Origin of the sequence: Bradyrhizobium sp. B120, assembly GCF_049075665.1 — a bacterium.
Classification (GTDB): Bacteria; Pseudomonadota; Alphaproteobacteria; order Rhizobiales; family Xanthobacteraceae; genus Bradyrhizobium.
Genome location: NZ_CP185242.1, coordinates 502,210 through 516,232, shown reverse-complemented (window position 1 = coordinate 516,232; position 14,023 = coordinate 502,210). Strand labels below are relative to the sequence as shown.

Sequence of the window (14,023 nt, the reverse complement as noted above, 5' to 3'; positions counted from 1 at the left end):
ACGAGGACAGATCAATGACCAAATACACGGATATCGGCGTCGAGACCCACGGCCATGTCGGCCTGATCGAGATCCGCAAGCCGCCGCTGAACTTCTTTGACGTCGCGCTGATCAACCAGATCGCCGACGCGCTGGAGGAGTTCGACAACAATATCGAGATCCGCGCCTCGGTGCTCGCAGCCCAAGGCAAGGCGTTCTGCGCCGGTGCCAATTTCGGCGATCCGGCCCGACAGGAGCAGGAGGAGCGGTCCAAGAGCGATCCGGCCTCGAACCTGCCGATCAATCATCTCTATGTTCAGGCGGTGCGCATCTTCCGCAACAAGAAGCCGATCGTCGCGGCGATCCACGGCGCCGCGATCGGCGGCGGCCTTGGCCTTGCGGTCTCCGCCGACTTCCGCGTCGCCTGCCCCGAGGCGCGTTTCGCGGCGAACTTCACCAAGCTCGGTTTCCATCCGGGTTTCGGCCTCACCACCACGCTGCCCGAACTGATCGGCAAGAACAATGCGGAGCTGATGTTCTACACCAGCCGCCGCGTCACCGGCGAAGAGGCCTATCGCTGGGGCCTTGCCAACGTGCTGGTGCCGCAGGACCAGGTGCGGGCCGAGGCGATGAAGCTCGCGCAGGAGATCGCCGAATGCTCGCCGCTCGGCCTGGTCTCGACCCGCGCCACCATGCGCGCCGGCCTCGCCGACCGCGTGCTCGCCGCGACCAACCATGAGCTGGAAGAGCAGACCAAGCTGCGCGCGACCGAAGACTTCAAGGAAGGCGTCAAGGCCACCGCCGAGCGCCGCGTCGCGAACTTCAAGGGGCGGTAGCCGCGAGCGCTGCTCTCTCAACACGGTCGTCCCGGCGAAAGCCGGGACCCATAACCACAGATGCCAGTGGGGAGACAAGCCGTCTCCCCTTGTGCCCTTTCCGCGGGCCGCGGCGTATGGGTCCCGGGTCAAGCCCGGGACGACGGTGGGGAGGTGGCTCGCTAACTTCTCCGCACCACCAGCGCATCGACGATCGTCACGCCCTGCCCCTCCGGGTGCACCAACACCGGATTGACCTCGATCTCGGCGATCTCGCTGCGGTGCTGCGCCGCCAGCACTGAAATCTGCGAGATCAATTGCGCGAGCGCCGCGACATCGGACTTCGGCGCTCCACGGAAGCCGTGCAGCAGCGGCGCGGCTTTCAGCGTCGCCAGCATCGTGGTCGCCTCAGCCGGGCTCACCGGCGCCGGACGATAGATCACATCCTTGAACAGCTCGGTCGTGATGCCGCCGAGCCCCACCATCACCATCGGCCCGAACGTTGCGTCCGTCATGGTGCCGACGATGATCTCGACGCCCTTCCTGGCCATCGGCCCGACCAGCACGCCCTGGATTGCAGCATCCGGCCGCGCCTTCTGCACGCTCTCCAGCATGTCGCGATAGGCCGTGAACGCCGCGCCCTTGGCGGCGATGTTGACGCGGACGCCGCCAACCTCGCTCTTATGCGCGATGTCAGGCGACTGGATCTTCATGACAAGTGGAAATCCGGCCCGCTCGATCGCGGCATCCAGCCCGTCGCGGTCGGTCACCAGCACTTCGTCCGGCAAAGCGATCCCGGCCGCACGCAGCAAGGTCTTGCTGTCATGTTCGGACAACGTCTTCGCCGTGAGATGCACGGAAAGATCGCGCGTCGGCGACGCCGATGCCGCCATCTCCGGCGTGGGCTTGAAGGCTGCATAGTCCGCCAGCCGCCGCATCGCGACGCCGACATGGGTCAGCCCCGAGAGCACCACCACGCCCGACTTCGCGAGTTCCTGCCGCGCGAATTGCGACGGTAGCGTGTAGGAATAGAACACCACCGGCTTGTTCTGCGCCGCGATCACCGGCTTCAGCTCGGCCTCCTTGAACGGCATCCGCGTCTCGCTCGACAGCGACAGCACGACCAGCGTCGCATCCACTTCATCTGACGCGTCGAACAGCTCGATGCTCTTCTGCAGGCCGCCAGAGGAGACGCCCTGCGCGGTGACGTCGACCGGATTGCCTGCCGCGCCATAGGACGGCATCCATTGCTTGATCTGGCTCTGGATCGCGACTGAGAGCTCCGGCACGCGCAGGCCCTGCATCGACACCGTGTCGGCGCCCCAGATGCCGGCGCCGCCGGACACCGTCAGCACCGCGACACGGTCGCCCTTCGGCAGCGGATTGGTGGTCAGAACGGCAGCAATCGTCACGGCCTCGTCGAGATCGTTGGAGACGATGAAGCCATATTTCGCGAACACCGCGTCATAGGCCGCCGACCAGCCCGCCATGCTCGCGGTGTGCGAGGCTGCTGCCCGCTCGCCGGCGCCGGAGCGGCCCACTTTAGTGACGATGACGGGCTTCCTGAGCTCCGCCGCGCGCTTCGCCGCCGCCAGGAACTTGTCGACGTCGCGGATGCCCTCGATGAACAGCAGGATCACGTCGGTCGAAGGGTCCTGCACCATGTAGTCGAGGAACTCGCCGGCGCCGAGATCGCTCTCATTGCCGGCGCTGACGACGTAGCTGAGCGCGACACCAAGCGCCTTGGCGCGATGATAGATCGCAAAGCCGATGCCGCCGCTCTGCGCGACAATGCCGATCCGCCGTTGGCTTGCGACCAGTGTCGGCGCATCCGGCTTGACGTCGACGGTCGGGCTGAAGGTCGCGGCGACCTTCTGCACCTGGCTGTAAAACCCTTCCGCATTCGGACCGGATATCCGCATGCCCGTTCGCTTCGCCAGCGCCACGATCGCATCCTGCATCGCTGCGCTGTCGCCGCCCTCCTCGGCAAAGCCGGACGAGATGATGACCGCGTTCTTGACGCCGGCGGAAGCGCATTGCTCCAGCGCCGGCACGACCGCACGCGCCGGAATGACGATGACGGCAAGATCGATCGGCGCGCCGATCTCGGCGATCGACTTGAAGCATTTCAAGCCGTCGATCTCGTCATAGTTCGGATTGATCGGATAGAGCCGGCCGGGATAGCCGTTCTTGCGCAGCATCGCGAGCAACCGCCCGGGAATCTTCTCGTGATCGCGCGAGGCGCCGATCAGCGCGATGCTCTTTGGGGCGAAGAAGGAATCGAGCGGATGCGGCATGGGGGCGTGTTCCAATTGTTCTTGTTGCGCTCAACGATATTGGATCGAGGCCGCGGGCTCAATCTTTCCCCGTCATCCTGAGGAGGCCGCATCGCGGCCGTCTCGAAGGATGAATCGGCCCGGTCGGTGGCCGTGCATCCTTCGAGACGCGCTACGCGCTCCTCAGGATGACGGAATTGACACTGTGTAACCCGGATGGAGCGCAACGCAATCCGGGGCGGTCCGTCCGCGGACAGCGCGGCCCCGGATTTCGCTTCGCTGCATCCGGGCTACGAAATCAGTCCGTCAGCTTAAACGTCACGCCGCAAAGCTGGAATTCATCGCCCTTCACCGCGCAGCCCCTCGCTTTCGCGACGTCCAGCACCTTGGCCTTGTCGGCAACCTTGAACGTCAAGCCGCTCATGATCTCGCTGTCGCCCTTGACGAAGCGGAAGGTCGCGTTCGGCAGCTTCACCACGGCGCCGTCAGCGGGAATACCGACGATCTTCCCCCAATGCGCCGCCAACCCCTCGGGCTCGGGGCTCTGCATCTCGACCTCGGTGAGCGCCAGGGTCGTGTCCTTGCGGATCGACTTCTGCCAGTCGGGGCCGGCCGGCGGGTATGGCCCCCGCACGTCGTCGCTGCCGTCGGTGTGGTTGAACTCGATGAAGGCGGCGCGGCAGTCGCGCGGGTGCAGCTGCACGCCGTAATAGGGCGCGTGCGTGATCACGTTCGCGGTCCGCACGCCGATCGCATTGGCCTTGGCGCCGCGCGCGTCGGGATCCTCGCAGCAGAAGATCGCCATGTAGCCGCCGCGGCCGCCGGTCTTTTCCATGAAGCGGCCGGCCGCCGTGCCCGGACCCGGCTGGAACGGCGCGACCACTTCCAGCAGGATGGTATCGACCGGCAGCAGTGCGTTCTCGAGGCCGTATTTGGCGACGTTGCCGTCGCGGTAGCATACATCGAGGCCCATGATCGCGGAGATATCAGCGATCACGGGCGCAAGCTGCGGCGCCACCAGGCAGATCTGCCGCAGCCGCATGTAGTCGGCCATGGAATTGGTCACGGCTTACTGACCCTGGAAAGTGGGCTTGCGCTTCTCGACGAAGGCCTTGGCCGCTTCCTTGTGGTCGGTGGTCTCGCCGGCGCGGGTGTGGTGGATCGCCTCGCCGTCGAAGCAGGCCTCCAGCGTCATGGTCTCGGCATTGTTGATGTTGCGCTTGATGTAGCCGAGCGCCACCGACGGGCCCTGTGCCAACGACCGCGCCAGCTCCAGCGTCTCGGCCTCGACATCGGCGTCGGGCACCACCTTGGAGACCATGCCGAGGTTGTAGGCTTCCTGCGCCGACAGCACCGGCGACATCATGTAGAGCTCGCGCGCCTTGGCGCTGCCGAGCATCTTGGTCAGGAAATACGTTCCGCCGTAATCGCCGGAGAAGCCGACCTTGGCAAAGGCCGTAGTGATCTTGCAGGAGGCGCTGGCGACGCGCAGATCGCAGGACAGCGCGATCGAGAGCCCGGCGCCGGCCGCCGCACCGTCGAGCTGCGCCACCACGGGCTTCGGCATCGTGTGCAGGATGCGCGAGACCTCCATGCCGCGGCGTAGGTTCGCCATCTTGGCCTCGAACGGCAGCGGTGCACGGCCTTCCGCCATCGACTTGACGTCGCCGCCGACGCAGAAGGTGCCGCCGGCGCCGCGGATCAGCACCGCACGCACCTCGGTATCGTCCTGCGCCCGCCGCGCCGCCTCGACGAGGCCGCGCGTCATGTCGGGATTGAGCGCATTGCGCCGATCCGGACGGTTCATGGTGATGGTGAGCAGGCCCTTGTCGAGGGATTGGAGAACCATCTGATTATCGCTCATGGCGTTTTGCCTTTCGTTGTTGTTGGTTGTCTCAGCGTCATTCCGGGATGGTCCGAAGAATCAGGCCCGGAATCTCGAGATTCCGGATTCGATGCTGCGCATCGCTCCGGAATGACGCTTCGCGTCACTTCTTCACCAGTGGGCAGCGCGATTCCGACAGCGGCTGGAACGCCTGGTCGCCCGGCACGGTCGCAAGTAGCTTGTAGTCGTCCCAGCGGCCTTTGGATTCCGAGGGCTTCTTGACCTCGAACAGATACATGTCGTGCACCATGCGGCCGTCCTCACGAATCCGGCCGTTCTTGGCGAACATGTCGTTGATCGGGGTCTCCTTCATCACCTTCATGACGGCGGCTGCGTCGGTGGTGCCGGCGGCTTTCACCGCCTGCAGATAATGCGTCACGGAGGAGTAGACGCCGGCCTGGGCCGAGGTCGGCACTCGCTTGGTCCGCTCCATGAAGCGCTTGGTGAAGGCGCGGGTGTCATCATTGAGATCCCAGTAGAAGGCTTCCGCGAGCAGCAGCCCCTGCGCGGTCTCGAGCCCGACGCTGTCGATATCGGTCACGAAGGCCAGCAGCGGCGAGATCTTCTGGCCGCCCTTGGTGATGCCGAACTCGGCGCCCTGCTTGATCGCGTTGATGGTGTCGCCGCCGGCGTTGGCGAGCCCGATCACCTTGGCCTTGGAGGCCTGCGCCTGCAGCAGGAAGGAGGAGAAGTCCGAGGTGTTGATCGGATGCCGCACGCTGCCGAGCACCTTGCCGCCCGACTTCACCACGACATTGCTGGTGTCCTTTTCCAGGTCCTGGCCGAACGCGTAGTCCGCAGTCAGGAAGAACCAGGTGTCGAGGCCGGATTTCACCGCGGCAAGGCCGGTCACATTGGCCTGCGCGAAAGTGTCGAACACGTAGTGCACGGTATAGGGGCCGCAGGCCTCGTTGGAGAGGCGGATCGAACCCGGGCCGTTGAACATGATGATCTTGCCGCGGGCCTTGGCGATCTCGCCGGCAGCGAGCGCCGTCGCGGACGCCGCAACGTCGAAGATCATCTCGACGCCCTGGTTATCGATCATGTCGCGGGCGATGTTGGCGGCAAGATCGGCCTTGTTGAGGTGGTCGCCGACCACGATCTCGACCTTGCGGCCGAGCACCGTGCCGCCGAAATCCTCCACCGCCATCTTGGCGGCGGTTTCGCTGCCCGAACCGGTGATATCGGCGTAGAGGCTCGACATATCGAGGATGCCGCCGAGCTTCAGCGGAGGCTTGTCCTGCGCCAGCGACGCATTCGCCGAGATCGCAAACACACAGGCCAACACGCCGGCCAAAACCCGTCTCATTCAGATCCTCCCTTGAAGAACGGACCTCATTCCATCAGGTCCGTGTCGAGGGCCGGATCATGCCGCATGGCCCGCACTGCAGCAAGCCGCAGCGACAGCAATCTGTTTTCCGCTAAGCGGAATGACGCGCCGCGCCGGCCCGCCTCAGCGCGATACGATCAGAGATGAAAGTCGGAAACCGTCTGATAGGGCGTTCCAGCCGGCAGCCCGAGGAACAGGTACTGCATGCCATATTGTCCGGCGAACGCCGACGCCACAGTGTCCATGATGACGTGACCACCGAGATCCAGATGCAGTTCCGGGCGGGTGATCGGCCCGAACGTGTAAGCCGGCGCGATGGTTTCGTTGATGTGCAGCGCGTCGAAGGCGGCGGACACCGCCGACAGCGAGGCCGCATTGCCGGCCAGGTCGACGACGCTTGAGCCGTTGGCGGCGAAGCCGGTCACGGAGAGCGATGCGGCACGATTCGTCGACGACACGATGTGGTCGAACACCAGCTTCGAGGGATCGCCGAGCAGCGCGGTTGCCGCAGCATCGTAGATCGCGCTGCCGCCGTCGTTCAGCATCAGGCTCGGCGTGGCGCTGACGACGTGAACCGCCTCGTTGAAGCCGACCGTCAACTGCACCAGCGAGCCCGTCGCCGCAACACCGCCGGACGGGGTTGCTGTGATTCCGGTGAGATGGGGCGCAACGGTGTCGAGGGTAAAGGTCAGGCTCGATGACGTGCTGACATTGCCGGCGGCGTCGACCTCCTGCACCGTCACGGTGTGCACGCCATCAGTTTTGAAGACCGGCGCCACCGTCGAGAAGCTCGACGCGCCGTCGGCCTTGAAGCGCAGCGTGTCGGCGACATCCGACCTGGCGTAGTCGATCAGCGGATTATTGGTGATGTGGTCGGCCCCCGAGAAGCCGGTGTCCTGGTGCAGTGCCAGCCCCGGCGCCGCCGGCGGCTTGGTGTCGCCGGTGAAGTTGACCGCGTTGCTTGCACCACCGGCATTGCCGGCAACGTCGGTGTAACTCGACGCAGTGACGGACAGATCGGCCGACAGATGGTCGGTGACGTCGGCCGTGAAGACCGCGGTGTAGATATCATGGCCGGCGCCGTTGACGCCGACATGGACGAGGCTGCCGAGCAGTCCGCCATGGACCGCGATATCGCCGAGCCCGAAGCCCGCGACCGCCTCGGAGAAGGTGAACGTCATCAACGCCGCGTCGCCCGCGTGCAACAGGGTATGGTCGGCCGCGACCGACACCGTCGGCGAATGCGTGTCGCCACCGATCGTGGCGGTATTACCAGCCGCGCCGGCATTGCCGGCGTCGTCGGTATAGCTCGAGCCCGAGACCCGGATCGAACCCGCCAGGACATCGTTGATGTCGGGCGCGAAGGTCGCGATGTAGACGTCCTGGCCTGACACATTGAGCCCGACATGGACCAGATTGGTTAGCGCACCACCGGCGACGACGGTATCCGTGAGCGCAAAGCTCGCGACGTGCTCGGAGAAGGTGAAGGTGACAACCGAGTTCTGACCGGCCAGCAGCGTGCTCGGGCTCGCCGCGACCGATACCGTCGGCGCCTTGGTATCGCCGGTGAAACTGATGGTGCTGCTTGCCGCACCGGCGTTGCCGGCGACGTCGGTGTAGCTCCATGCCGTGACCTGCACCGAGCCCGCCTCGGCGTTGCTCTCGTCCGGCGTGAAGATTGCAGTGTAGACGTCCTGACCCGAAGCGTTGACGCCGACATGGACCAGGTGACCCAGCGCCCCGCCCTGCACGGTGACGTCAGCGAGCGCAAAGCTCGCAATCTGTTCGGAGAAGGTGAACGTCACCAGGGCGGTCTGCCCCGCCAGCAGCGCGTTGCGGTCCGCCGCGATCGACACCGTCGGCGCCAGCGTATCGCCGCCGATCGTGGCGATGTTGCTCGCCGCACCGGCATTGCCGGCCAGATCGCTGTAGCTGGACGCATTGACTTTCACCGAGCCGGTCTCGGTGTCGCTGACATCAGGCGTGAACGTCGCGGTGTAGACATCGTGACCGGAGCTGTTGAGCCCGACATGCACGAGGTTGCTCAGCGCGCCGCCATGGACGCTGGTGCCGACAAGGGTGAAGCCCGCGACGGCCTCCGAGAAGGTGAAGGTCGCAACCGAGAGGTCGCCGGCCAGCACCGCGTCCGGATTGAGCGTGACGGAGACGGTTGGCGCCAGCGTATCGCCGGCGAAGGTCACCGTATTGCTGGCCGCGCCCGCATTGCCGGCCGTATCGCTATAACCGGACGCGCTGACCTGCACCGAGCCTGCTTCGGCGTTGGTGACATCAGGCGTGAAGGTCGCGGTGTAGATATCCTGGCCGGCGCCGTTGACGCCGAGGTGGACAAGGCCGCCCAGCGTGCCGCCGCTGACGCTGACATCGCCGAGCGCGAAGCTCGCGACGGCCTCGGAGAAGGTGAAGGTGACGGTGGAGGTCTGACCTGCGAGCAGCGGGCCGTGGTCGGCCGAAACCGACACCGTCGGCGCCTTGGTGTCGCCGGAGAAGGCGATCGTGTTGCTCGACGAGCCGAAATTGCCGGCGACGTCGGTATAGCTCGACGCGTTGACCTGGACCGAGCCCGCTTCAGTGTTGCTGACGTCGGGCGTGAAGGTCGCGGTGTAGACATCATGGCCGGAGCCGTCGACGCCGACATGCGTGAGGTTACCCAGCGTACCGCCGCTGACGGTGACATCGCCCAGCCCGAAGCCGGCGACAGCTTCTGAGAAGGTGAAGGTGACGAGCGCGGCATCGCCGGCGATCAGCGCGGTGTGATCGGCGGTCACCTGAACCGTCGGCGCCTTGGTGTCGCCGGTGAAGGTGATCGCGCTGCTCGCCGCGCCGGCATTCCCGGCAATGTCGGTATAGCTCGATACGTTGACCTGCACCGAGCCTGCCTCGGAGTTGGTCACGTCGGGCGTGAAGGTCGCCGTATAGACGTCCTGGTGCGCAGCGTTGAAGCCGACATGGACGAGGTTGCCCAGCGCGCCGCCGCTCACGGTCGTATCCGTCAGCGCGAAGCCCGTGACCGCCTCGGAGAAGGTGAAGGTGACGGTCGAGGCCTGTCCGGCCAGCAGCGAGGCCGGGGTCGCGGCAACCGACACGGTCGGCGCGACCCCGTCGATCACGAGATGCAGATCGGTCGCCGCATGGGTGACGTCGGCGTCCTGGCCGCCGGGATCCTTGATCGTGCCGCCATTGAGCGAGAGGCTCTGCACTTGAAGGTCCGACGTGCTGTCGCCGGCCTGCACGGTGTAGCTGAACACCAGTGCCTGCGAGCCGCTGCCGCTGACATAGCTCGCGGCCTTGCCGTCGTTGAGCAGCAGCTCCGGTACACCGGTCACGCTCACCGTGTTGCTGAAATTCACTGATATGGTGACGACCTTGCCGGTGTTCAGCGTCGTGAGATGACCGGTAGTGTCAGCCGTGACCGAGGCGATGCTCGCCTGTGACCTGAGCTCGAGATGCGGCGAGGCCGAGCCGTCGGAGCCAAGGCTCAACGAGCCGGCCGTGGCGCCCGCGCCAAAGCTCAGATGCAGCGAGGCGAGCGTGGTCCCGCCGCTGCTCTTCACCAAGAGCACGCCGTTCGCATAGGACAGCGTAGCGGTCGCATCATAGGCGATGTTGCCGAAGTCGATCGTATCGCCGCCGGAAAAGCCTGTGATCGATGTGCCGAACGACGCCCCGGAGAATGCAGCGGCATCGAGCACGAGCTTCTCGGTGCTGCCGTCGGTGAAGGCGATCGCGCCCGTTCCCGCCGCGCCGCTCGCCGCGAGTTCGAGGATCGAGCCCTTGATAACCGTGCCGCCCGAATAGGTATTGTGCGCAGACAGCACCAGCCTGCCGCCGCCGGTCACCTCGACATCGCCCGGCGTCGCGCCATCGGAGATCACGCCGCTCTGGGTGACGGTCTCGCCGGCTGCGACATTGAAGACCGGATCGCCCGAGACCGCGATGTTGCGGGTGTGCGTGAAGCCGTCGGTGAAGCTGATGCCGGTGCCGTCGCCCAGCGTCAGCATGTTGGTGACCGCGCCGAGATTGACGTTGGCGGAGATCGATACCCTCGTGCCGGCGCCGCTGACAGCGGTGTTGCCCGTATAGCTGTTGTTGCCGCCGAGAATCACGGTGCCGCCACCGCTGATGACGAGGCCGCCGACGCCGGCATTGGCACCGGTGCCGCCATTGCCGCTCTGGTCTGCGATGTCGTTGGCGACGGTCAGCGTCTGGCCGCTGGCCGGCGCGAAGCTGAGATTGCTGTTGCCCTGGATGAAGATGCCGGAGCCGATGCCCGAACCGCTCGCCTGGCCGATGCCATTGGTGCCGCCCTTGACGGCGTTGAAGCCGGAATCGTTGGAGAGCGAGCCGCCCTTGATGGTCAGCGAGCCGCCTTGCTGAACGAAGACGGTGCCGCCCGCGCCAAGCCCGCCGCCGCCGCCCGCCGTGCCATCACCACCGCCGAAGCCGCCGAGCCCGCTGACGCCACCACCGCCGCCGAAGCCGCCATTGCCGCCATAGCCGCCGCCACCACCGAAACCACCATTGCCGAACGCCCCGCCGCCACCACCGTAGCCACCATTGCCGCCGTCGATTGCGTTGCCGCCGCCGACGCCGCCGCCGGTGCCGTGTGCGCGGTTATTGTTGCCGAAGAAACCACCCGCGCCGCCGCCGCCGCCATTGGCGCCGCCCGTTCCGCCATACCAGTAAAGAAGGGTCCCGCTTCCGTATGGGATCAGGTAGCCGTCGACTCCCTTGCCACCCCCCGGGGCGCCGGGGACGATGCCAGCGGACCCGTTCTGAAATGCGGCGGAGTTCGCACCCTGCGCGTGAAGACCGATGCCGCCACCGCTGCTGTTTCCGCCTTGGCCCCCCATGCCGCCACCGCCGCCGAAGCCGTCGATGTTGGCGTTGCTCGCGGTACTACCGGTTCCGCCCTTACCGCCGATCGCGGCACTGTTGTGAAACACGACATTGTCGATCGTGACGCTGCCGTTCGACGAGACGAACAGCGCGCCGCCGAGCCCGGCGCCACCGCCGCCGCCGCCCTGGATGACGCCGCCGCCGGCAGCCAGCGTGTTCTGGATGGTCAGGTTCTCGAGATTGACGCTGCCCGAATAAACGAAGAAGCCGCGCTGGGCGTTGAGGCCGTCGATCGTATGGGTGCCGCCGTGACCGTCGCTGCCATTGATCGTGACGCTCGATCCGCTCAAGAGATTGAGCGCGTACAGCTCCGACGTCAGGCTGAAGTTGGCAGTGATGTTGATCGTGTAATTGGCATTTGGCGCGGCGTTCGCCCCGCCGGAATCCATCTGCAGGATGGCCGCATTGAGCTGGGCGACGTTGGAGACATTGAAGACGCGGGTCGACACGACCTGCACGATCGTTCCACCGTTCGCATCCTGCGAGAGCTGGAAACTGGTTCCGGCGCCGACCCCGGCAAGGGTCAGCGTATCGGTCGTGGTGCCGTTGGAGACCGAGAGCGCGTTGCCGGACAGGCTGACGGTGTTGAGCGACGGATTCTGGGTGTTGTATTGCAGCCCGGTCAGGTCGATGAACTGGCCGGGATTGAAGTTCGCGATCGTGTTGCTGAACGCATTACCGCTCAGCGCGGCGTTGTCGATCTTCAGCGTACCGACAATGCCTGAGGTAAACGAGATGTTGCCGGTCCCGGCGGCGCCGGCCGCGGTGAGCCACACCGTGCCGGAATAGATCGTCGTGTTGCCGTAGCTGTTAGCGGCATGGCCGAGCACCAACGTGCCGCCGCCGTCGATGCCGAGATTGCCGCTGCCGGTGACGAGGGCAGTGTCGGTGACGGTTGACCCATTCGCAATCGCCAGGATCGAATTGCCGCTGACCGAGAGCGTGTCGTCGAAAGTGCCGCTCGACGTCAGCGAGAGATGCGCGCTGCTCAGACCGAACGTCCCCGTCAGCCCGGCGAGCTGACCCATCCCGAGCTGCAATGTCCCGGTGCCGGACAGGATGAACGTGCCAGCGCCGCTGATCGAGCCGGTGTCGGCGATCGTGCCGGACGAAATATCGAACGTGCCGCCATTGGCGGTGACCTGAATGTCGTGCGTGAAGGTATAGCCACCGGTCGTGGTCAGCATGCCGCCATTGAGGATCAGCGCGCCGGCCGACCCGCCGATGTTGTTGTCGGCCGTGATCGAGAGGACGTTGCCACCGTCAATCTGCGTGCCGCCGACAAAGCTGCTCGCACCGGTCAGCGTCAGCGTGCCGCCGCCGGACACGACCAGTTTTCCCGTGGTGCCGCTGCCGCTGAGGCCACGCTCGTCGGCGATGCTGTCGCCGATCGTGAGGGTCGTGATTGTCAGTGGGTTTCCGAAGATATCGGAACCGGCGTGCGTCGGCGTAACGACCAACGTGCCTTGGATGAAGATGTCGCCATAGCCGGAGCCGTTGCCCGCGCCATTGGCGCCGGTACCGCCGGTTTCCGTGGCATCCATCAGGGTGCCGCCGATGACGGTCAGCTTGCCGCCTTGCTGAACGAAGATGTCTCCGCCGGCGCCGAGGCCACCGCCACCGCCGAGCGAACCGCTGCCGGCACCGAAGCCGCCGGTGCCGGGCGTGCCGTTCGAACCGCCGCCACCACCGCCGAAGCCGCCATTGCCGCCGGTGTGCGCGTATCCGCTGCCGGTGCCGGAGCCGCCACCGCCGCCGGCGAAACCGCCGCTGCCGCCACCAAAAATGCCGCCGCCGCCACCGCCGCCCATACCACCGGCGCCGCCGAAGCCGACGAGTGTACCCGAGGGGCCTCCGCCCACCGAATTGCCACCGCCGATGCCACCGCCACCACCACCGACACCACCAGCGCCACCGCCACCGTCCGCGCCGCCGGCGGCGTGCGCGCCGAAACCGATACCGCCGTAATTATCGGCGCTCTGCCCGCCGCCCGGACCGACAACGGTCGCCGGTGTGCCGCCGGACGTCTGCGCGCCGGGCGAAGGATGTTGCGAGTCGTAGCCGGCCTCGCTGTACCCGTTGCCGCCAATGCCGTGGTAGCCGTAGTAGTCGTGGCCGCCGAAGCCGCCGCCGCCACCGCCGCCGCCATTACCGCTGCCGCCGTCGGCGCCGATGCCGCCGCCACCGCCGCCACCGCCGGCTGGATCGACCGCGCCACCGTTGCCGCCCTTGGCGGTATTGCTGCCGAAGTTGACGTTGTTCAGCGTGACGTCGGCGTTCTGTCCGACGAACAGGCCGCCGCCAAGACCCGCTCCGCCACCGCCGCCACCTGTCCCGCCACTGCCGCCGCTGGCCGCCGCGTTGACGATGGTGAGGTTCTTGAACGTCACCTTGCCGGACGTGACGACGAAGCCTTGAAAGCCGTGCGCGTCGATGACGTTGGAATATTCCTGGCCGCCCAAATGATTGGAGTAGTCGTTGTTGCCGTCGAAGGTGAGCGTCGAGCCGCTCATCAGGTTGATGGCCGGCAGATCATCCAGCAGCGCCACCGTGCGCGGGCCCGACGTGAGCGAGAAATTGATGATGTAGTCGGTGTTGGCAGCAGCGAAACTTCCGCCGACGCTGATGGCGTGGATCGCACCATAGAGCTGGAGATACTCGTCGAGCGTATTGCTGATCGACAGCGTGAGAACAACGGGGTCCGACACAAAGCCCTCGGCAATATCAATGGGCGACCGCGATCGGTCGCTGTTTCAAAAATTGCCGATTAATTAACTTGCGCCGCAAGTCATTGGCAACAATAATGAATTCTCATTCCGCG

6 protein-coding genes are annotated in these 14,023 nt (G+C 65.9%); 1 reads left to right on the top strand and 5 read right to left on the bottom strand.

The window, feature by feature from the left end; all coding sequences use genetic code 11:
• Positions 1-14 precede the first annotated feature (14 nt).
• On the top strand, positions 15-815 hold the full coding sequence (locus ACOIX3_RS02360; RefSeq protein ID WP_420968219.1) for an enoyl-CoA hydratase/isomerase family protein: 801 nt from the start codon (positions 15-17) through the stop codon (positions 813-815).
• 161 nt (positions 816-976) lie between these two features.
• Here ACOIX3_RS02360 and ACOIX3_RS02355 read toward each other — a convergent pair whose 3' ends face one another.
• From ACOIX3_RS02355 to ACOIX3_RS02335, 5 genes are all read right to left on the bottom strand, one after another.
• Positions 977-3,091 carry an acetate--CoA ligase family protein gene (locus ACOIX3_RS02355; RefSeq protein ID WP_420968218.1) on the bottom strand — a complete coding sequence of 705 codons (2,115 nt, stop codon included), beginning with the start codon at positions 3,089-3,091 and terminating at the stop codon, positions 977-979.
• A 277-nt stretch (positions 3,092-3,368) separates the two neighbouring features.
• Positions 3,369-4,124, bottom strand: coding sequence for a hypothetical protein (locus tag ACOIX3_RS02350; protein ID WP_420971954.1), 756 nt, complete (start codon positions 4,122-4,124; stop codon positions 3,369-3,371).
• A 15-nt stretch (positions 4,125-4,139) separates the two neighbouring features.
• Complete coding sequence (locus ACOIX3_RS02345; protein ID WP_095731620.1) at positions 4,140-4,934, bottom strand: enoyl-CoA hydratase; 795 nt, start codon at positions 4,932-4,934, stop codon at positions 4,140-4,142.
• Between the two features lie 124 nt (positions 4,935-5,058).
• Positions 5,059-6,264 carry an ABC transporter substrate-binding protein gene (locus ACOIX3_RS02340; RefSeq protein WP_342725103.1) on the bottom strand — a complete coding sequence of 402 codons (1,206 nt, stop codon included), beginning with the start codon at positions 6,262-6,264 and terminating at the stop codon, positions 5,059-5,061.
• 158 nt (positions 6,265-6,422) lie between these two features.
• On the bottom strand, positions 6,423-13,910 hold the full coding sequence (locus tag ACOIX3_RS02335) for an Ig-like domain-containing protein (RefSeq protein ID WP_420968217.1): 7,488 nt from the start codon (positions 13,908-13,910) through the stop codon (positions 6,423-6,425).
• Positions 13,911-14,023 lie beyond the last annotated feature (113 nt).